The organism is Frankia canadensis (assembly GCF_900197875.1).
Taxonomy (GTDB): Bacteria; Actinomycetota; Actinomycetes; order Frankiales; family Frankiaceae; genus Frankia; species Frankia canadensis.
Genome location: NZ_FZMO01000043.1, coordinates 1 through 18,533, shown reverse-complemented (window position 1 = coordinate 18,533; position 18,533 = coordinate 1). Strand labels below are relative to the sequence as shown.

Sequence of the window (18,533 nt, the reverse complement as noted above, 5' to 3'; positions counted from 1 at the left end):
CCGAGGGTTCCCACCATCCCGTCGATGACCTGACAGAGCAGGTCAGGGGCGACCCGGACGACGCTGCCCGTTGACGACGAATCGGGACACTCATTAGCGTGTGAGGCCTGTCACGGGTGGAGGAGGCTGGTCGGATGCGGGGTCGCGTGGTGATCGTGACGGGCGGCGGTGGTGGAATCGGCTCCGAGGTGTCCCTGGAGCTGGCCCGCCAGGGCGCGACGGTGATCGTGGTCGACGACGGCAGCGGCGTCGGCGGCGAACCGCTCGCCGAGGCGACCGCCCAGGACACCGTCGAGCGAATCGAGGCGCAGGGCGGCCGGGCCATCGCCGCCGCGATCTCCGTCACCGACGAGGCCGCCATCCAGAAACTGGTCGACGAGACCCTCGCCACCCACGGCACCCTCGACGCCGTCGTCAACACCGCCGGTGCCATCCGCTTCCCCCGCATCGTCGACGGCACCGCCGAGGACTGGGCGATCGTCCTCGACGTGCACATCCGGGGGCACCTCACCATGCTGGCCGCGACGCTGCCGCCGATGGTGGCGGCCGGCCGGGGTCGCTTCATCGCTGTCTCCTCGGGGGTCGGGCTCGCCCGCACGTCCGTCGACGGCCCCGCCTACGGGGCGGCCAAGCGCGCCGTCGCGGCGCTGACCTGGCAGCTCGGGCCGCGGATGCCGGCGGGGGTGTCGGTCAACGCGCTGTCGCCGATCGCGGCGACGCGGATGGTCCGGGCGAGCCTCGCCTTCGCCGGCGCCGACCCCGGCGGCCTCGACCTGTCCGCGATGCCGCAGCCGGAGCACATGGCCCCGGCGGCGGCGCGGATGGCCGGCGACGCGTTCGGCTGGTGCCGTGGACGGGTGATCTTCTCGGCGGGCCCGGAACTGTCCCTGATCGCGCCGCCGCGGCTGGTGGAGGCGTTCGCGACGGGTGGGGTCGGCGCCGCCGCCGCGCTGCCCACCCTCGGCCCGGTCGTGCTCACCCCGGCCCACGAGCAGCAGCGTTCGACCGGCGGTTCCAACCCGCGCTTCGGCCCGCTGGACGCCGCCGCCGCACCCACGGCCGCGACCGGTGCCGATTCCGGCCGCACCTGTCTCGTCGTCTGCGACGACAGGGACCTCGCCGACGGGCTCTCGGCCGCGCTGACCCCCTGGGGTCACGCCACCGTCGTCGTCCCGGTCGGCGTGTCCGGCGGCCCCGACCCGGTGGCCGGCTTCATGGCCGCGGAGGAGGGCATCCGCCGGGCCGCGGCGACGTCCCCGACCGGCGCCGGGCTCGACGCGGTCATCGTCGTCCACGGCCTCGACACGCCCGACGCCGCCCCCGGTGTCCTGGGGTTGGGCGAACCGGCGTCCGGCGTATCCGCGTCCGGCGTATCCGCGTCCGGCGTATCCGCGTCCGGCGTATCCGCGTCCGGGGGCGGGCCAGGCTCGGCGGTGGACTGGCAGGCGGTGCTGGCCAGCCATGCCGGGACGGCCGGCGCGATCCTCACCCACGCCGCCTGGGCCCGCGCCGCCGCGCGGCACGCCGCGACGAGCGGCCAGCCGCTGCGCATCGTGCACATCGTGCCGGCGACGTCACCGGGTGGACGCAGCGCCGCCCAGGCCGTCACCCAGCTCGCCCGTTGCGTCGACGACACCCCGGCGGCGCTGCCGGCCGACCACGACGGCGCCCCGCCCGCCGGCGGCCCGGCCCGGCTCGTCGCGTTCGCGATCAGCGGGGAGAGTGCCGATCCGGCCGACGCCGTCCCGCTCGCGGAGCTCGCCGCACGGCTCGTCGCCGCGGACGACGCCCTCCCGCTCGCAGGCGCCGAACTGGTCCTGCGACCAGGCTGGATCGGTCTGCGCACCCATCCCGGCCCGGCCGCCACCCTGTCCCTGGCCGGCGCCGATCTCGGCACCTGGACCGACGACGCCCTCCGCGACGCCCTCGACCCCTTCGCCTAGCGCGCTTCCGACCGGCTGGCGGGGCGGTCGGCGAGGAGGTAGGAGGCGGTCGACGCGGCGGCCGTGACGGCGAGGACGGACGGCCAGGCGCCGAGCTTCTTCGCCAGGGGATGGGCGGCGCCGAAGGCCGCCGTGTACGTGCCGAGCAGCACGCCGGTCAGGGTGGGGCCGCGCTGGCGCAGCCAGGAGCGACCGCAGACCGCTCCGCCGAGGGCGAGCACGACCCCGCCCAGTTCACGATGCCCGCTGAGACGGGCTACCGAGTAGCCGCCGACCAGCCCGGCGGCGACGACGGGTGCAGTGGGTACCGATGCCATGCCGGTCACGCTACGCCCACTGCGCGGCCACGTTCCCGGGCCCAATGTCATCCCCTCGCGGGCCGCCCGCCCCTGTCAGGCTCGGCCGATGGTGGTCGAGGTGGCGGCGGAGGTGGTGAGGGTGCGGGGACCGAGGAGCTTGGCCATCAGGTGGTCGGCGACGGTCTCCGCCGGGTAGCGGGCCGGGTTGTCCGCCGAGACGCAGGTGGGCAGGCACTCGACGACGGCGTCGTGGTTGCCCTCGTGGAAGAACGCGATCGAGCGGCGCAGCGCCGGCCCGTGCTCGGCGGTGGGCGGGGGGACGACGCGGTGCAGTGTGGAACGCCAGCGGTCGTTCGTCCAGCGGGCCAGCAGATCCCCGATGTTGACGATGAACGCGCCCGGCGCCGGCCGCACGCCGTGCCAGCGGCCGTCCGGGCCGAGGATCTCCAGTCCGGGCACGTCGTCGGCCAGCAGGATGGTGCACGCGCCGTAGTCGGTGTGGGCGCCCATCCGCAGCTGGCCCGGCGCCGGGTCGGGTGCGCCCGGGTGGCGCAGGTAGCGGTTGGCCCGCATGACGTTCGGCGCCCGTCCGGTGCGGGTGGCGAAGTAGTCCGTCGGCAGGTCGAGTGCCTGCGCGAACGCCGACATCAGGGTGCCGGCGAGCCGGCTGAGGGTGGTGAAGTACTCGACCCAGACCGCGCGCATCCGGGCCGGGTGCGCCGGCCACAGGTTCGGCGCGAACATCCGGTGCGACTCGGCCTCGTGGTACGGGTCGCCGGCGGGCCACGCGTCCACGCCGACGTTGAACGCCTCGAACAGGTCGGGCAGCGCGTCCTCGGCGCCGAGGCTGTAGGCGAGCGCCTCGCTGCCGAGCGGGGCGTACCCGCGGTTGACCTCCGGGCCGGGGGGCAGCAGCCGGCGCTTCTCCTCAACCGGTTGGTCGAAGAACTCGGTGGTGACGGCGAGCATGTCGGCGATCAGGGTGTCCGGGACGCCATGGCCGACGATCTGCGCGAAGCCGACCGTGCGGCAGACCGCGTCGAGCCGGCGGGCCACCGCCTGGCGCTCGGTGGACCGGTCGGCGGCGTCCGGCGCCGTCCACGCGGAGACATCCACGATCGGGACGACGCCCGGCCTCGTGTCCCGCGGTCTCCCGCCGTCCGGCATCGACAACCCCCTCGCGCTGGTCGGCAGCATGCGACGCCCAGCACGGTAGAGGGCTCCCGTTACCGCCGCGTGACGGCCGGGTCGATCCTGACGCGGGCGGGTTGGCGACCCCGCCCGCGCGGGCCGCCTCAGCCGCCGAGCTTCTCGCCCAGCGCCTCGTCGATCGCGGCGTGCCGGTGGTGCAGGCCCGGCTCGTTGCGGCCGAAGACGAGTTCCGGGCGCGCCCCGGAGGCGAACGCCCGCTGGATGTCACCCGCGAGCCGGAAGTCCTCGTCACGCACGGTCGCGTGCGCGTACTCGAAGATGTCGTCGGCGGCCTTGCGGGTCGCCTCGTCGGTGAGGTCCATTGGCGAGGCGTTCTGGTGGTAGGTCACCGAGTGACCCGCCTCACGCCCGGGATAGACCCGGAAGACCTCGCCGTTGGCCACGGTGCAGGACAGCACGATGTTCGGGAACAGCGCGTAGATCACCACGAAGTTGTTCAGTGGTTCCCACGACTCCTCCGGCTGATCCTGGAGATCAACGATGTTCCGCATCGGGAACACCAGCCGATGGTGCGGGCCGAACGAGTCGAACAGCGCGCAGTTGCTGCGGGTGAACAGGGCGAAGGTGTCCTTGTGCACGGTCGCGAAATGGTAGTTCTCCGCGAACGTGTCCAGGACGAACTTCCAGTTGGCCTGGGCGTCGAGAACTTTCTCGCCCACCGGCGCCCAGTTCCCGATGTTCCAGGACTCGAGCTCCGGGCCGAGCTCGCCCAGGTGCGTGGCGATGTCCAGCGGCCCGTCCTGCGGCCGCAGGCCCACCCAGAGGAATCCCGAGTGCTCGGCGGCGGGCAGCTCGGTGAGCGCGGGCCCGGTGCCCGGCGCCCCGCTGCCCAGCGTCGTCGGGAAACCCTCCCGGCCAGGTCCGCCGACGAAGCAGCCCCGGTTGTCGTAGGTCCACGCGTGGAACGGGCAGACGAACCGCTCCGCCTCCCCGCAGCCCTGCGCGACCGGTGCCTGACGGTGCGCGCAGATGTTCTGGAAGGCGCGCACGACGCCGTCGGACCCCCGGGTCAGCAGCACGGGGACGTCCATGACGGTCTTCGTGGTGTAGCTGCCCGGCGTCGGGAGTTCAGAACGATAACCGACCAGCTGCGGCGACCTCAGGACGAGTTCCCGCTCCCGGCGGAAGCGTTCCTGATCGGTGTATGCCGCAGCCGGCTGACGGCGCTCCGACACCGTCATGTCCGTTGTCTTGTCCGTTGCGATTTTGAGTGCCCGTCGAGTCAGGTCGACAAGCTCGTCGCGGTCTATCGGATGCCTCCCTCAAGCGGCGGGGGTGCGCGGTGCGTCGCCGAGCCGGCGACGCACAAGATCGCAAATCCCGGTCGGAAACAGATCGTATGTGTCAGCCTTCAAACGCTGCCGCTCCGGTATGAGTCCTAATTCCGACAGGAGTGACTGAGTCGCATTGCGTGCGATCCGGCGCCCGATATGTCCGGTCGTCTGCGCACACGGACCACGGTTCGTCACGAAGCGTCACAGTTTGTGCTCGCCGTATCGAATCCGCGTAACTGGTTCGCCGCCGGGCAGGGCGACGGTGCCGGCTCGTCCGGTGTGAGCAATCCGACGCGAACGAGACGAGAGGAGCACGCTGATGACCCACGACATGGCAGGCACCCGGGTCGCGTTTCTGGTCGCCCCGGAGGGCGTCGAACAACTGGAACTCACCGAACCGTGGGCGGCGGTGCGCGACGCGGGCGGGGACCCGGTCCTGGTGTCCACGCACCCGGGGACGGTCCAGGCCTTCCATCACCTGGACCGCGCCGACCGCTTCGCTGTCGACGAGACGCTCGACACGGCGCGGTCGGCGGACTTCGACGCGCTCGTCCTGCCCGGCGGCGTGGCGAACCCCGACTTCCTGCGTACCCAGCCGCAGGCCGTGCGATTCACCCGGGAGTTCGTCGATGCCGGTCGGCCCATCGCGGTGATCTGCCACGGGCCGTGGACGCTGATCGAGGCGGACGCGGTGCGCGGGCGGCGGATCACCATCTGGCCGAGCCTGCGCACCGACCTGCGGGGCGCCGGCGCGAGGTGGGTCGACGAGGAGGTCGTCGTCTGCGTCGACGGCCCGAACCCGCTGATCAGCAGCCGGCGACCGGACGACCTCAAGGCCTTCTGCGCGGCGATCGTCGACCACGTCCGTCCAGTACGGGACACCGGCGTCGGCCCGCATGCCGGGTTCGGCCCGCACAACGGTGCCGGCACCTCCCGTCCGGCGGGTGCGGGTCTGAGCGACGCCGAGGCCGCTCGCCAGGTGGCCGGGCAGACCTCCGCGGACCGGCGGGCAGCCGACGTGTTCGCCCGCGAGTCCGGCGGTGCCGGCACGGACACCGAGGCCGCCCGCGCCAGCGCTGACGATCTGCGCTGATCGATCTGCGCTGATCGATCTGCGCTGATCGACTTGCGCTGATCGACGCCACCATCCGGGTCCCGCGGGACCCGCGCGTCTGCGTGCTGGTGGGATCCGCGCGTCCAGGTCCCGCGGGACCGTGAGCATCGCGCGCTCCGTCTGCGCGTTCCCCCCGGACGCGACCGTCCCTGACCAGGTCTGACCCGCCATGGGCGGGGCCGCGGGACGCTCCGCCGGGATATCATCATGATTAGCGGAGCAGTTAGGTGGCGCCCGGTGCCGGACGGCGGAGACCGGACGGCGGAGAGAGGCCTCGACAGTGGACTTCAAGGACGCGCTCGGCAAGCTCGGCGATCTGGCGGAGAAGCACGACGACAAGATCGACGCCGCGGCCGAGAAGGTCGGCGACGTGGTCGACGAGCGCACCGGGAACAAGTACAGCGACCACATCGACCGCGCCGTGCAGGAGCTGCAGGACCGCACCTGAGCCCCCATGGCCGTTCCGTTCCAGACCGACCCGGCCCGGCTGCGGGCGCGGCTGACGGACTGGCTCGCCGTCCACGACGCCACGCCCGGGGACGGGCCGACGCGCTGGGAGCTGGGTGAGCCGTGCGTCCCGCCGGGTCAGGGGTACTCGGGGGAACTGGTGCTGCTGCCGGCGCACCGGACCGGGCCGGACGGGCGGCGGGTGGCCCGGCCGCTGGTGGTGCGCCTGGCGCCGCGGCGGTTCCAGCTCTACCCGTGGGACCGGTTCGCCGAGCAGTGCCGTGTCGTGGAGATCCTCGGCCGGCACAGCGACGTGCCGGTGCCGCCGGTGTACGGCGTCGAGCTCGATCCGGCGGTGCTCGGGGCGCCGTTCGTCGTCCTCGGCCTCGTCGACGGCGACGTGCCGCCTGACATCCCGCCGTACCACATGCAGGGTTTCCTGCACGAGGCGACGCCGGCCGAGCGGGCGCGGATGTGGGACGCGGCGCTGGTGGCGATGGCGCGCATCCACCGTCTTGATCCCGGCCAGCTCGGCCTGGAGTTCGCCGGGCAGCCGGAGTACGGGCCGGCCGGCATGGCGCAGCAGCTCGCCGCGTACGAGCGTCATCTGGACTTCTTCGCGCCGGAGGACGTCGCCCGCGCCACTCTCGTGGCGGCGCTCGACTGGCTGCGCGCCCATCCGCCGGCCGAGCCACATCCCGTCCGGCTGCTGTGGGGCGACGCCCGCCTCGGCAACATGATCTTCCAGGGGGAGCGGGTAGCATCCGTCCTGGACTGGGAAATGATGTCGCTCGGCCAGCCCGAGACCGACCTCGGCTGGTTCCTGCACCTGGACCGGCACCTCAGCGAGGGCGTCGGGATCGCGCGCCTGTCCGGCCTGCCCGACCGCACCGAGACCGCCGCCCGCTACGCCGAGCTGCTCGGCCGCCCGCTGGTCGACCTCGACCACCATCTGCTGTTCGCCTCGGTCCGCCACACGCTGCTCGGCGCCCGCGTCACCCGGATGATCCGCGAGTACGAGCTCCTGCCACCCCATCTGGTGCCCCGCATCGACCGCTACGCCGCCACCCTGCTCACCCGGGTCCTCGTCGAGACGCGCGACGCGCGCGCCTGACCGCCGCCGGTCGCGGCCGCCGGTCTCGGTCGCCCAGCACGTGGGGACGCTGCCGCCGGTGTCGTCGCTGTTCGCCACCGTCCTCGGCGTGAACCCGGTCGAGCACCTGCTGGCCGCGGACGGCCGGCGCCGCCGGAGCATCGGGCCGTGCTCACCGGCCGCGACTTCTTCCCGCACCTGCTGGCCGGGCCGTTCCATCACGGGCTGATGGTCGTCTTCGGCGTCGCCGCCGGCCTCGGCGTGCTCGCCGGTCTCGCCTCCCAGCTGCGCGGCGCGCTGCCGAAACCGCCGCAGACGCAGGGGGCGGCCGAGGTGGCCGTGGCGGCCGAGCTGGCCGTGGCGGCCGTGGCGGCCGAGCTGGCCGTGGCGGCCGGGGTGGACGAGCTGGCCGGGGTGGCTGGTGGGACCGGTGAGGCTGGCGCGACCGGCGCGGCTGGGGCGGTCACGGGCGCCGGCCCGGCTTCTCGCGAGGATCATTCCGGATAACGGCGTTCGATCCGCGGCGACTCCAATAGTGCGCTGAATTCCACCCGAGACCGCTCTTTTACTGGTGGGTGACGAGGAGGAATCGACGTGTAATCCTTCAGGATGGCGGTCCAAACTATGATCTGAAAGCTTGTGTCGATGCGGCCCAGCAAATGTGCGGAATTGTTGGACTCTGCAGGACGGGTGGTTCTGACGGTAGCGCGAGACGGGTGTGGCTGCCTGTTGGAACCGACCGATGGCGTGATACGTTCTTTCCGTCATCGAATGGCGCTGGGCGCGGCTCAGTCGGGGTGCGCATTGTGTGGCGGCGGCGGTCCGTGCGCAATCCGAAGTAACGCGGAAGGGTGGCCGATATAACCCACCGCTGGGACGTCTGGCCATGCGGCGAGCCGGAGTGTCAGCGTCACGATGAGGCCCGGCCGCGGTCCGGGGGGACGCGGCCGGGCCGCCGTGGTGCCCGCGCGCTCCCGTGGTGTGCGTCGACCTGGATTCGCCCGGCCCTGGTGGCCCTGGTGGCCCTGGTGGGTCGGGCGATGGCGTGGTCACGGGGATGGCCGGCGGGAGGCCAGCCGGACGACGAGCTGTTCGGCGTCGCGGACCTGCCGGGCGTGCGGGGGGTAGTAGTCCCGGCGGGCGGCGAGCGCGGCGCGGGCCGAGGCGAGGGCTCGCGGATCGTTCGGGGGCAGCGCGCGAGCGAGGAGGCAGTCGGCCCAGCCGGGGGTGAGCCGGATGCGGGTGCGGTCCGCGACGGCCTGGACGTAGCGGATCCGGACGGCGGCCGGCTCCACCCGGCTGAGCAGCAGTTCCGCGTGTGCGGCGACCAGCGTCGCCTGCAAGGTCACCTCGGAGGGGCCGAACCGCCGCTGACGGGCCCGCAGGATCGGCTGCAGAATGTCCAGCGCCTTCTCGCACAGCGCCTGCCGCACCACGGCGCCGGTCGGCGGGGACTCGGCCTGGCAGAGCATGGTCTGCGCCATGATGACCAGGGCCGACCAGGTGACGGGGTCATCGGGGCCGAAGTCGGCGGTGCGGTCGTGGATCTCCTCGGTGAGGATCCGCCGTGCGCGGGCGAAGTCGTCGGGCGAGCCGCGGTCGCGCAGGGCCACGGCGAGGTTGGTGCGGGTGATGTGGGTGCGCTGGTCGTGCAGCCCGAAGCGGCTGCGGCGCTCCTGCAGCTGCCGCTCGTAGCGGCTCACGCCGTCGTCGAGCTCGGCGGGGCCGCCCCGCAGCCGGGTGTAGCGGATGGCGAACGAGTGGGCGCGGGTCACCGCGTCGTCCGTCGGGCCGAAGGCACGCACGCCGTGATCGTGCAGCGCCAACCAGGCCCGCGCCGACTCGTCGACGGTACGCCGGGCGTCGCGTCGTTCCTCCAGGGCACAGCGGATGCGGAACGCGATGCGCGGGGCCTCCTCGCTCGCGGTGAGCTGGGCGGACGCGTCAGCCAGCAGGTCCTCGAGGTCCCGGATGCGGCCGGCATCGAGGTCCCCGCGGCCGGCAGCGCGTTCCACCGCGTGGTGCTGCAGGGCGAGCAGCCGGGCGCGCAGTCGTTCCTCGACGTAGCGGGCCTCGCGGTGCCGCGGGTCAATCACCGCGTCGGAGGGCACAGCAGCTCCATGAGGTCGGCGAAGGTGGGGCCGAGTTCGTCGGCGAGCAGGGCGCGCCGCGGCGGCGGGATCGTCGGCACGAGCCGGGCGAGGGTCGACACGGAGGCGACCAGATCGCCCATCGCGTGGGTGAGGCCGTCGCCGGCGTCGAAGGCCAGGCCCATCAGGCTGTCGTGGACGACGTTGAGCAGGTCCGCCGGGCCGCGGCCGTGGTCCTGCAGCGCTCGGCGCGTCACGGTGGTCAGCAGTTCGACGGCGTCGGACGGGTTCAGCTGGCTACGGCTGACGACGAGCAGGTCCTCGACGGCGGCGAGCGGCGGGGCGAATCCGTGGCAGGCCGCGACCGCCCGATTCCGGCTGGCCCATTCGGCGACCATGAGCACGAGCGACTCCGCCGCCGTGCGTCGGACCGGGTCGTCCAACCCGGCGAGCACCTCGAGCCAGCCGTCCCGACAGGGCCAGTACGTCCAGACCTTCACCTCGGCGGCCCAGATGCCCTGCGCGGTCGAGATGCGCATGGCACTCAGCGCGCCCTGGCCCCGCTCCTCCGCCGGTTTCCCCGCGTCATCGCTGTGGGGGACTTTCCGGTAGACCAGGCAGGGCGGTTTGTCGGCGTGGAACATGTGGTGCAGCGAGCTGCGGGGGACCTCCGTTTCCTCGAGGAGCTGTGCCTGGGTGAACCGGGTCCTCGCCAGCGCCGTCACATCCCCGCCGCTGCCGGCGAGGCGGCGGCGGAGCATTGCTTCGAACTGGTCGTAGGCCGGGACGCGCGCGAGCGATGACCGCCGTCGCCGCTGCTCGGCGAGCTGCTCATACCACCGGGCTGTGGGCGTACTGCGCAGCCGGTCGACGAAATGCGTCATCTTCCCCCCGTGAGCCGATGCCGTCAGGAACTGGAACGTGCCTTCCAGGAACGGCCTATGGGGGAGTAGGCCGAGGATGAGTCTACTCACGATGATGTCGACGCGGACAGCATGTCCGCCGGAATCGGGAGACATGCAAATATCTAGACGGTTTGTCTCGCGATGGTTCGGGGCCGCTTCCCCCGCGCCCCCGGCGACGCTGGTTCCGCCGTCGCCGTCGATACCCGCGGCGCGACGTCCTCCTGACCCCTGACGTGACGTGAATGTTGGCGGGGCGTTGGTGGCGGCGTGGCGGTGGTGGCGCGGGGGGAGGCAGTCGAGCTGTCCGTGCGCCCTACTCCGGGGTGTGGCGACGGTGGTGGGGGCCGGTTCGGTCGATCAGGGCTCCTCTCCTTCGCCGTCGCCGCCGACGGGGATTGTCAGGTGCTTTCCGAATCCTGGGCTGGTGGGTCGCATCACCGCTCCTGGTCCGTGGATGTAACGCTGGCAGGCAGCAGAATTGCCTTCGCCGCCCCCACGGAAGATCACAGTCAGGACATAGTGCTGCCAGAATGGCATTCCGCGGACACGTGGCGCGCGGACGGACAAAAGGCGGACACGGTCCGCGCAGCTTTCAGGCGGGAAGGGTCGCGCGGCTCTCAGGCGGGAAGGGCCGCCGGCAGCCCGAACCGGGCGAACAGACCGGTGTCGGTGAAGGCCCGGAAGTCCGGGCCACTCACGCCGCGGCGGGTGACGTCGAGAAACGTCGTCACCGCGGTGACAGGGCCGCCGCCCTTGTCGGTGTCGGCGTCGTCGCCCGCATCGGCGAACGTGAGAACGTTGATCGCGTGCGGGAGGTAAGGAGTGTTCGGCGGCTCGGTGCTCAGAGCCGAATATGCCGCCAGCGCCGGCTGACCGTTTGCCCGCGTCGCGATGCTGCGCCACCGGAAGTAGCGGAACGGATTGGCGGCCAGGAACGCGCCGATCGCGTCGTGCCCGGCGAACCATGCTGGCTGCGGCGGCATCGACCAGGTCGCGTCCTCCCGCAGCATGCCGACGACCGCGGTGACGTCGGCGTCGTCCATCGCCCGCTGGAAGCGCGCCACGGCCGCGTCGATGCCGGCGTCACCGAGCCGGCGCAGCGTCGCCTGCTGCGACCGCGCGGGCACCCGATCGGCGACGAGGGCGCGGGCGCGCTGCAGGGCGCTGTTGAGCGCCGCCGTCGTCGTGTCGAGTGCCTCGGCGGCGTCGCGGGCCGGGTAGCCGAGCACGTCGGTGAGCAGCAGCGCCGCCCGCTGCCGGGCCGGGAGGTGCTGCCAGGCGGCGACCAGAGCGAGTTCCACGCTCTCACGCAGCTCGTACGATTCCTGCGGGTCGGGCGCCGCCCGCGGGCCGAGCATCGCGTCCGGCAGCGGCTCCAGCCAGGTCGACTCGGCGCTCGGCGCGCCGGCAGCGTCACCCGGGTCGCCCGAGCGGAAGCCGACGTCTATCGGCAGTGCCCGCCGCGACCGGCTGCGCAGCGCGTTCAGGCAGGTCGTGGTGGCGATCCGATACAGCCAGGTGCCGATCTGACTGCGACCGTCGAAGCCACCGAGCCCCTGCCACGCCTTGATCATGGTGTCCTGCAGGGCGTCCTCGGCGTCGAACAACGAGCCCAGCATGCGGTAGCAGTGCGCCCGAAGCCGTGCCTCCTGCGGCGCCATCAGCCGGCGGAACGCCTCCGCGTCGCCGGCCCTGGCCGCGGCCAGCAGCTGTTCCTCCTCGGCACGGCCAGCGTCTCGCGCGTGCGCCGCGTCCAGGTTGTCGGTGGCGTCCATGACCGCTCCCTGGCTGGTCCTTCAGGTTCTGTCTGGCTCCGGTCGTCCGGTCGGTCGCATTGTGCCGTCTTCGCGAAAGCGAGGCACCTCCGGGGCCTCGGGCGCGGCCAGCCGGCCTGTGTCCTGCTCCCGCGGCGGAAGGCCGTCTCCCGCTGCCCGTACGATGAGCCACCGTGGACCTCGACGCCGGATCACTCGACGCCGGATCACTCGACGCGGGATCACTCGACGCGGGATCCGTGGAGACCGAGGGCGGCCGAGCCGCCCGCCTGCTGGCCGCTCAGGATCGCGCGCGGGCGCTGTTCGACGAGGTCGCCGCCCGTGGGCTGGTCGTCGCCGGACGCGGGGAGCGCGAGGTCAGCGACGCGATCCGCGATCTCGCCGAGGAGATGTTCGGTACCCGCCAGCACTGGCACAAGCGGATCGTGCGCGCCGGCCCGAACACCCTGCATCCCTACGCGGACAACCCGCCGGACCGGCTGATCGCCGCGGACGACATCGCGTTCTGCGACTTCGGCCCGGTCTTCGGTGACTGGGAGGCCGACTTCGGCCGCACCTTCGTCCTGGGTGACGATCCGGCCAAGCACCGGCTGTGCGCCGACCTGACGCGGATCTTCGACGCGGCCCGGTGCCACTACGACGACCATCCCGCCATCACCGGCGCTGAGTTCTACGCGGCGGTCAACCGGCTGGCCGAGGAGGCGGGCTGGGCGTTCGGCGGCCCGATCGCCGGTCATCTCGTCGGCGAGTTCCCCCACGCCCGCATCCCGGGTGACAAGGTCGAGTACTACGTGACGCCGGGTAGCGACCGTCCGATGCGCCGGCTCGACCACGACGGGCGGCGCTGCCACTGGATCCTCGAGATCCATCTGGTCGACCGCGCCCGTGGGTTCGGCGGCTTCCACGAGGAACTCCTCGACCTCGGCCACGAGTAGCCGCCCGACTCCCATCGGCGGGCCAGCCCGCCAGCCCGCCAGCCCGTCTTGCCTGTCGGGTCTGTCGGGCCGTCCGGTCTGTCGCGCCGCCGAGACCAGCCAGGTGTCCGCATCGAGGACGACTGGGACGGCATGGGCCAGCGCACCACCGCTAGGTCAACGCAACCATCTGGCGCACCTGCTCGGCATGGTCTCGGGCGCGGAGTGGCAGGCAGTCGGACTGCCCGCTGCCGTCGTCGCCGCGTGCACGATGGGCTGATACTGCGGCCGGAGATCGTCTGCGGTTATGCAGGGGCGGGCTCCAGGTCAGCATTGTCAAAGGGTGGATAGCTCTCGCTGCCCATTCGCTCGGCCGCGTCGATGTAGGTGGTGAGCGCGTCGCGGGATTGCGCAAGCCTGTCTATCTGGTCGTTCAGTCGCTGCAGCCGGGAGCGCATCGCGGCCAGCAGCTCGGGGCACCCGGGCAGCTCCGGGGCCTCTCCGACCGCGCAGGGCAGCAGGTACGCGATGTCCTCGGACGACAGACCGGCACCAAGCAGGTGCCGGATCTGATTCACCCGCAGCACGGCGTTCTCGCCGTACTCGCGGTAACCGTTCGCGCCGCGGTCTGCCTCCAGCAGGCCCTGAGCCTCGTAGTAGCGCAGCTGATGGGCGTTGACGCCCGTCCGACGACTCAGCTCCCCGATCCGCATCGAAACCTCCGCGTGACCTTCACACCGGTCTCAACGTTGACGATGCTGCCATGAACGACAGCCCCGACACACCCGTGACAGTCATCGGACTCGGACGGATGGGCCAGGCACTCGCCGGCGCGTTCCTGAAAGCCGGGCATCCCACAACCGTGTGGAACCGCACGACCTCCAAGGCCGACAAGCTGGTGGCCGAGGGCGCACGGCTCGCGCCGACGGTCGGTGACGCGCTCAGGGCAGGTTCCCTGACGGTCATCTGCGTCACCGACTACCGGGCCATGCACGAACTGCTCGCCGCGAGCGACATCGAGCTGGACGGCACGATGTTGATCAACCTGACCTCGGGCGACTCGGCCCAGGCCCGGGAAGCCGCCCGATGGGCCGAGCAGCACGGCGCTCACTACCTGGACGGCGCCATCATGGCCATCCCGCCGGCGATCGGGACCGCCGAGGCGGTGATTCTGCACAGCGGGCCGCGGCCGGACTTCGAGGCACACAGGCCAACACTCGACGCGTTGGGCACCGTCACCTACCTCGGCGCGGACCACGGGCTGGCGTCCCTGTATGACGTGGCCGGCCTGGCCATGATGTGGAGCGTCCTGAACGCCTGGCTCCAGGGCACTGCCCTGCTCAGGACGGCCGGTGTCGACGCCGCGACGTATGCGCCGTTCGCCCAGCAGATCGCCGCCGGCGTCGCCGAATGGCTGCCCGGATATGCCGAGCAGATCGACGCCGGCTCCTTCCCCGCCGAGGTGTCGGCCCTGGAGACCGACGCGCGGGCGATGACGCACCTGATCGAGCAGAGCGAGGCGGTAGGAGTCAACGCCGAACTGCCCAGGCTGATCAAAACGATGGCCGACCGCTCGATCGCCGCCGGACATGGTGGGGAGCAGTATCCCGTGCTGATCGAGGAGTTCGGCATACCCGGCGACCACTGACCGATCCCGATATCGAGATCTGGCTGGCCGGGATGCCCATCGACAACGCGACCAGAGGCCCACGGTCGTGAAGATCCATGCGAGCGAGAACGAGAGGATCAGCAGGATCGCCAGGATCATGCCGGATGCGCCGGCCTCCGGGCGGAAACCGAGGGCGAGACCGAGTGCGGCAGTCAGGACCAGCGGAAACCCGAGGAGACGGGCCAGCAGAACCAGGTTCTGGTGGCCGGTCAACCCTTCGTCGACCGAGGCGAACTGGCCGATCAGATCGTCTCCTTCTCCCTCGATCTTCGACGGCCCGAAGACCTACGGCGCCCGCGCCCAGGTGCTGCACGCCGCCCTCGACACCGGTATCGCCCGTGGTGCGCTGGACGCCGCCGTCGCACAGGTCACGAAGGCCGGGCCATGGTTCGAGAGTGGTGCGGCGAGGGCCGCCGACGAGCCGCTGCTCCTCCAGCAGGCCGGCGATCTGGAGATCGAGGTCCGGGCGGCGGAGGCCCTGCTGCGCGAGGCTGCGTCCGCATCGACGAGGCCGACCTGAACCCGACGGACGACAGCACCGCCAGGGCCTCGGTGGCCACCGAGGCCAAGGTCGCCGGCGCAAGGACCGCGGTGCCCGCCGCGTCGGAGCTGTTCGAGCTCGGCGGCACCCGCACGGTTCGCGGGCGCGCTGAACCTCGACCGCTTCTGGCGTGACGGCCGCACCCATACCCCGCACGACCCGGTCCGCTGGAAGGTCCAGCACATCGGCCGCTGGCTGGTGAACGGCACACCGCCACCGCGGCACGGTCAGCTCTGGCACCGCTGCCCTCGCCCGCGCCGCTGCCCGTGTCGCTCTCGCCCGCTCGCTCGCCCTCGCTCATGTGCCAGTCCCCGCCCGAGGGACCGCCCGCGGCCACACGCCTGCCCGCGGCCACGCACCGGTGCGTGCCTCCATGTGATCGCGCGGCCGTCGCCCGCCGACCCTCATCCCGCTGGTATACGCGGCTCGGGAACGGGCGGGAAGGGCTGGTTGCGGTGGTTGCGGCGCGGTCGGCGGCGAGGGTCGACGTGGGCGGGTGGGATGAAGGTGGGCCGGTGGTCGTCCTCGAAGTGGATCGTCCACTTGTCGTGGTGGACCTGCCGGTGATGGGGACCGCAGAGGAGGACGAGGTTGTGAAGCTTCGTGCCTCCTCCGTGCAACCAGTGGATGACGTGGTGGGCGTCCGTCCACTGAGGTGGCGCGTCGCATCCCGGGAACGCGCATCCGCGATCGCGGACGACGAGGGCGCGGCGCAGCGTCGGGTACACCGTGCGGGCTGCGCGTCCCACGTCGAGGGGGACGCCGCCCGGGTCGAGGACGATCCGGGTGACCTCGGCGTCGCAGGCCAGGCGAGTGAGCACGCCACGGGGCAGGGGCAGGTCCCAGTCGGTGATGGCTGGTTCGAGGCCGGCGCCCACGAGGGTTTCCCAGGGGATGATCACGCTCAGGTGGGGACGCAGCCCGCCGGAGGTGGGTAGCGACGAGCCGCTGAGCGCGCGAGTGACGAGCTCGACGAGGGCGTCGGCGCGGCGGTGCGCGGGACTGCGGGGGTCGAGACGGCCGTCGGCGGCGGGCCGGGGCGCGGCGAGGCGGTCCAGGGCCGTGCGAAGCAGCGCGGCGCCCTCGGCGTCGAGCTCGCCGCTGATCAGAGTGGTGCCGCGGACGGTGTCGGTGAAGGTGAGGCGGCGGATCTGGGCGGGGTCCGGGGAGGGACGGTCGTCCTCGTCGCCGGGCCCCCGCCGGCTGCCGCCGTCGGCGCCGCTGCCGCCGTCGGCGCCGCTGCCGCCGTCGGCGCCGCTGCCACCGTCGGAGCGGCTGTCGTCGTTCGGGGCGTCGCCGGGCTGGCCGGTGTGGCTGTCGGCGTGTGGATCGTCGCCGCCGGGGGAGGTGTCGACGCGGGTGAGGTGCTCGCGGATGCGGGCGGCGAGCTTCACCAGCCGATACGGGTCGAGGACGTGGGCGTGGTCGAGCAGGGTCTGCTCGGCGGTCCTGCGTTCCTCGTCGGTGATGTCCTGCGGCAGCGCGAGGAGGGCGTCGCGAATGACGTGGGCGTGGTCATGGGTGAGAAGCCAACACGACACGTAACGTCACTTTCCGCCGGTTACGCTCCTCTGGTGGGGAAGCTGCGGGTGGTCGCGAACGTCCGGATCTCTGATGATCGGGAGGGTCGCGAGGCTGGTGTGACCAGGCAGGCAGAGGACTGCCTGTCTCTGATCAACCGGCACGAGGACTGGGAGCTGATCGCGCCCGTCTTCGTGGATAACGATCTTAGCGCGACGAAGGAAAGCGTGGTCCGCCCCGGCTTTGAAGAGATCATGTCCATGGTCATGGGTGGGCTGGTGGACGTGGTGGTTTCCTGGACTGCGAACCGCTTCTTCCGCTCGCGCAAAGACCGGATTCGTGTGATCGAGTTGTTCCGAGAGACGAACACGCGGCTCATTGCGGTAAACGGCCCGTCGTACGACTTCACCACTGCCGATGGCCGGATGATGGCGGATTTGATCGGTGCGATCGACACGGCGGAAGTGGAACGTATCGCGGAACGGACGACACGGGCAGCGAAGCAGCGGGCCGAGAATGGCGAGGATCATGGCGGACACCGCTCGTTCGGATGGAATCCGGAAAACCGGAACGAGCTGATGCCGGAACACGCGAAGATGCTCAACGATGCGGCAGACAAGGTTCTCGCAGGGAAGTCCGTGAACAGCATTGCGGTCGAATTGAGCCGGATTAGCGGCCGAGAGTGGAACATCGTCACGCTGGGTAGGCTATTGAAGAATCCCGCGATCGCGGGACTGAGGGTCTACCAGGGTAAGATCATTGGTCCGGCTAAGTGGCCTGCGATCATCTCCGTGGAAAAATGGGAACAGGTTTGCGCGAAACTGAATGACGCGAGCCGTCGCACGACTACCGGTAACCAGGTGAAGAGGCTTCTCCCCGGGTTCCTGTTCTGCTCGTCGTGTGGGCACCGGATGGTCAGTGCCGCCAGCGCAAAGATGTATAACTGCCCTCCGCGATCTCAGCGTAGGTTCGGCTGGAAGTCGTGCGACATGAAAGCATCGATTCGGCAGAGCGCGATCGACGAAGCGATAATCGACCTGATCCCCCAGCGTCTGGAACAACTGCACCTCACCGCCCCGAGCAGTGTCGACCCAAGCGGGATCGAAACGGAACTTGCCGGTCTGGAGAAGCGGGCGGAATCCATCTCCGATGACTATGCGGCGGGAAAGATGAAGATCGGGGAAGCGAATATGCTTCTTGCCGGTATCAACCGACGCGCGGAGAGTCTGCGGGCGGACTTGGATGCCACCCGACGGCGGACTGTGGCTATTCCGTTGGACGCGGCGACCATGTGGGATTCCGGCGACCTCACCGCACGCCGATCGATCCTGACGCTTCTCATTGACGGAATTATCGTGCAGGCGCTTCCCGACATGGGGAAGGCCGATCCTCATCAGGTGCGCGTGGTCTGGCGCGACCTCTCTCAGAAGAACCACTAAAACTCCATAGAACGACGAAAGGGGCACCCCGCCAGAGGTGCCCCTTTCTTATGCGTCTACCCTTCCCTATCGGCGGTATTCCAGAGAATCGCGGCTATGAGTCGAGCGTAGTTCTCTGGCACGGGGGGCGCGGACCGTAGCTGTTCATCGATCCAGGCTTGCCGGTCGCCATCCCCGGGATGATCTTCTTCGTTGATCGAATCGGGTGGGTCGTCTGCGGCCGGGGAGGATGTCACGGTGGCCTCGCATCCTCGGGGGTGGGGCGGGGGGTCGGGTTGCGGTCGACCGGCCCCGGAT

The 18,533-nt window shown here is 71.3% G+C and carries 17 protein-coding genes; 9 read left to right on the top strand and 8 right to left on the bottom strand.

Annotation, left to right across the window (positions count from 1 at the left end; translation table 11 throughout):
- Positions 1 to 134: 134 nt before the first annotated feature.
- On the top strand, positions 135 to 1,943 hold the full coding sequence (locus C1A33_RS37325) for an SDR family oxidoreductase (RefSeq protein WP_101830401.1): 1,809 nt from the start codon (positions 135 to 137) through the stop codon (positions 1,941 to 1,943).
- Here the strand turns inward: C1A33_RS37325 and C1A33_RS05315 are convergent.
- From C1A33_RS05315 to C1A33_RS05305, 3 genes are all read right to left on the bottom strand, one after another.
- Positions 1,940 to 2,260: a hypothetical protein gene (locus C1A33_RS05315; RefSeq protein ID WP_101830400.1), complete on the bottom strand. Its 321-nt coding sequence runs from the start codon at positions 2,258 to 2,260 to the stop codon at positions 1,940 to 1,942. The two genes, C1A33_RS37325 and C1A33_RS05315, sit on opposite strands and share 4 nt — an antisense overlap.
- A gap of 75 nt (positions 2,261 to 2,335) precedes the next feature.
- Entirely contained in the window at positions 2,336 to 3,409 is a 1,074-nt protein-coding gene (locus tag C1A33_RS05310; RefSeq protein WP_165818237.1) for an isopenicillin N synthase family dioxygenase, read from the bottom strand.
- Positions 3,410 to 3,537: 128 nt separating this feature from the next.
- Positions 3,538 to 4,635, bottom strand: coding sequence for an aromatic ring-hydroxylating oxygenase subunit alpha (locus tag C1A33_RS05305; RefSeq protein ID WP_101830398.1), 1,098 nt, complete (start codon positions 4,633 to 4,635; stop codon positions 3,538 to 3,540).
- Positions 4,636 to 5,047: 412 nt separating this feature from the next.
- Here C1A33_RS05305 and C1A33_RS05300 point away from each other — a divergent pair, with 412 nt between their 5' ends.
- The 4 genes from C1A33_RS05300 (at position 5,048) to C1A33_RS36250 (ending at position 7,889) form a co-directional block, all read left to right on the top strand.
- Positions 5,048 to 5,821 (top strand): type 1 glutamine amidotransferase domain-containing protein, encoded by a 774-nt coding sequence (locus C1A33_RS05300; protein ID WP_101830397.1) that lies wholly within the window; start codon positions 5,048 to 5,050, stop codon positions 5,819 to 5,821.
- 301 nt (positions 5,822 to 6,122) lie between these two features.
- On the top strand, positions 6,123 to 6,290 hold the full coding sequence (locus C1A33_RS05295) for an antitoxin (protein ID WP_101830396.1): 168 nt from the start codon (positions 6,123 to 6,125) through the stop codon (positions 6,288 to 6,290).
- Positions 6,291 to 6,296: 6 nt separating this feature from the next.
- A complete protein-coding gene (locus C1A33_RS05290; protein WP_101830395.1) occupies positions 6,297 to 7,403 on the top strand; it encodes a phosphotransferase family protein in 1,107 nt (368 codons plus the stop codon).
- A 147-nt stretch (positions 7,404 to 7,550) separates the two neighbouring features.
- Positions 7,551 to 7,889, top strand: coding sequence for a hypothetical protein (locus C1A33_RS36250; RefSeq protein WP_243407213.1), 339 nt, complete (start codon positions 7,551 to 7,553; stop codon positions 7,887 to 7,889).
- A 542-nt stretch (positions 7,890 to 8,431) separates the two neighbouring features.
- Here C1A33_RS36250 and C1A33_RS05275 read toward each other — a convergent pair.
- From C1A33_RS05275 to C1A33_RS05265, 3 genes are all read right to left on the bottom strand, one after another.
- On the bottom strand, positions 8,432 to 9,493 hold the full coding sequence (locus C1A33_RS05275; RefSeq protein WP_101830394.1) for a hypothetical protein: 1,062 nt from the start codon (positions 9,491 to 9,493) through the stop codon (positions 8,432 to 8,434).
- A complete protein-coding gene (locus tag C1A33_RS05270; protein ID WP_101830393.1) occupies positions 9,475 to 10,356 on the bottom strand; it encodes a hypothetical protein in 882 nt (293 codons plus the stop codon). The genes C1A33_RS05275 and C1A33_RS05270 overlap by 19 nt, the downstream gene beginning before the upstream one ends.
- Positions 10,357 to 10,994: 638 nt before the next feature.
- Positions 10,995 to 12,152, bottom strand: coding sequence for an RNA polymerase subunit sigma-70 (locus C1A33_RS05265; protein ID WP_101830392.1), 1,158 nt, complete (start codon positions 12,150 to 12,152; stop codon positions 10,995 to 10,997).
- Positions 12,153 to 12,325: 173 nt separating this feature from the next.
- On the opposite strand from C1A33_RS05265, the gene C1A33_RS05260 reads away from it, so the two are divergent.
- A complete protein-coding gene (locus C1A33_RS05260) occupies positions 12,326 to 13,087 on the top strand; it encodes a M24 family metallopeptidase (protein ID WP_243407212.1) in 762 nt (253 codons plus the stop codon).
- Positions 13,088 to 13,371: 284 nt separating this feature from the next.
- Here C1A33_RS05260 and C1A33_RS05255 read toward each other — a convergent pair whose 3' ends face one another.
- On the bottom strand, positions 13,372 to 13,779 hold the full coding sequence (locus tag C1A33_RS05255; RefSeq protein ID WP_101830391.1) for a MerR family transcriptional regulator: 408 nt from the start codon (positions 13,777 to 13,779) through the stop codon (positions 13,372 to 13,374).
- Positions 13,780 to 13,829: 50 nt separating this feature from the next.
- On the opposite strand from C1A33_RS05255, the gene C1A33_RS05250 reads away from it, so the two are divergent.
- Both C1A33_RS05250 and C1A33_RS36245 read left to right on the top strand, forming a co-directional pair.
- Positions 13,830 to 14,714, top strand: a complete 885-nt coding sequence (locus C1A33_RS05250; protein WP_101830390.1) for an NAD(P)-dependent oxidoreductase — start codon at positions 13,830 to 13,832, stop codon at positions 14,712 to 14,714.
- A 118-nt stretch (positions 14,715 to 14,832) separates the two neighbouring features.
- The gene (locus C1A33_RS36245; RefSeq protein WP_243407211.1) at positions 14,833 to 15,255 is read left to right on the top strand and encodes a hypothetical protein; all 423 of its coding nucleotides are present in this window, start codon (positions 14,833 to 14,835) and stop codon (positions 15,253 to 15,255) included.
- A 425-nt stretch (positions 15,256 to 15,680) separates the two neighbouring features.
- Here C1A33_RS36245 and C1A33_RS05235 read toward each other — a convergent pair whose 3' ends face one another.
- The gene (locus C1A33_RS05235) at positions 15,681 to 16,817 is read right to left on the bottom strand and encodes an HNH endonuclease signature motif containing protein (protein ID WP_101830389.1); all 1,137 of its coding nucleotides are present in this window, start codon (positions 16,815 to 16,817) and stop codon (positions 15,681 to 15,683) included.
- 33 nt (positions 16,818 to 16,850) lie between these two features.
- Here C1A33_RS05235 and C1A33_RS05230 point away from each other — a divergent pair, with 33 nt between their 5' ends.
- Positions 16,851 to 18,236: a recombinase family protein gene (locus C1A33_RS05230; protein WP_207770173.1), complete on the top strand. Its 1,386-nt coding sequence runs from the start codon at positions 16,851 to 16,853 to the stop codon at positions 18,234 to 18,236.
- Positions 18,237 to 18,533: the final 297 nt, after the last annotated feature.

Bases quoted from the DNA above. Each gene is read 5' to 3' on its own strand.
- C1A33_RS05265 (WP_101830392.1), bottom strand. From the start codon at position 12,152: ATGGACGCCACCGACAACCTGGACGCGGCGCACGCGCGAGACGCTGGC.
- C1A33_RS05305 (WP_101830398.1), bottom strand. From the start codon at position 4,635: ATGACGGTGTCGGAGCGCCGTCAGCCGGCTGCGGCATACACCGATCAG.
- C1A33_RS05315 (WP_101830400.1), bottom strand. From the start codon at position 2,260: ATGGCATCGGTACCCACTGCACCCGTCGTCGCCGCCGGGCTGGTCGGC.
- C1A33_RS05310 (WP_165818237.1), bottom strand. From the start codon at position 3,409: ATGCCGGACGGCGGGAGACCGCGGGACACGAGGCCGGGCGTCGTCCCG.
- C1A33_RS36245 (WP_243407211.1), top strand. From the start codon at position 14,833: ATGCCGGATGCGCCGGCCTCCGGGCGGAAACCGAGGGCGAGACCGAGT.
- C1A33_RS05270 (WP_101830393.1), bottom strand. From the start codon at position 10,356: ATGACGCATTTCGTCGACCGGCTGCGCAGTACGCCCACAGCCCGGTGG.
- C1A33_RS05255 (WP_101830391.1), bottom strand. From the start codon at position 13,779: ATGCGGATCGGGGAGCTGAGTCGTCGGACGGGCGTCAACGCCCATCAG.
- C1A33_RS05290 (WP_101830395.1), top strand. From the start codon at position 6,297: ATGGCCGTTCCGTTCCAGACCGACCCGGCCCGGCTGCGGGCGCGGCTG.
- C1A33_RS37325 (WP_101830401.1), top strand. From the start codon at position 135: ATGCGGGGTCGCGTGGTGATCGTGACGGGCGGCGGTGGTGGAATCGGC.
- C1A33_RS05300 (WP_101830397.1), top strand. From the start codon at position 5,048: ATGACCCACGACATGGCAGGCACCCGGGTCGCGTTTCTGGTCGCCCCG.
- C1A33_RS05250 (WP_101830390.1), top strand. From the start codon at position 13,830: ATGAACGACAGCCCCGACACACCCGTGACAGTCATCGGACTCGGACGG.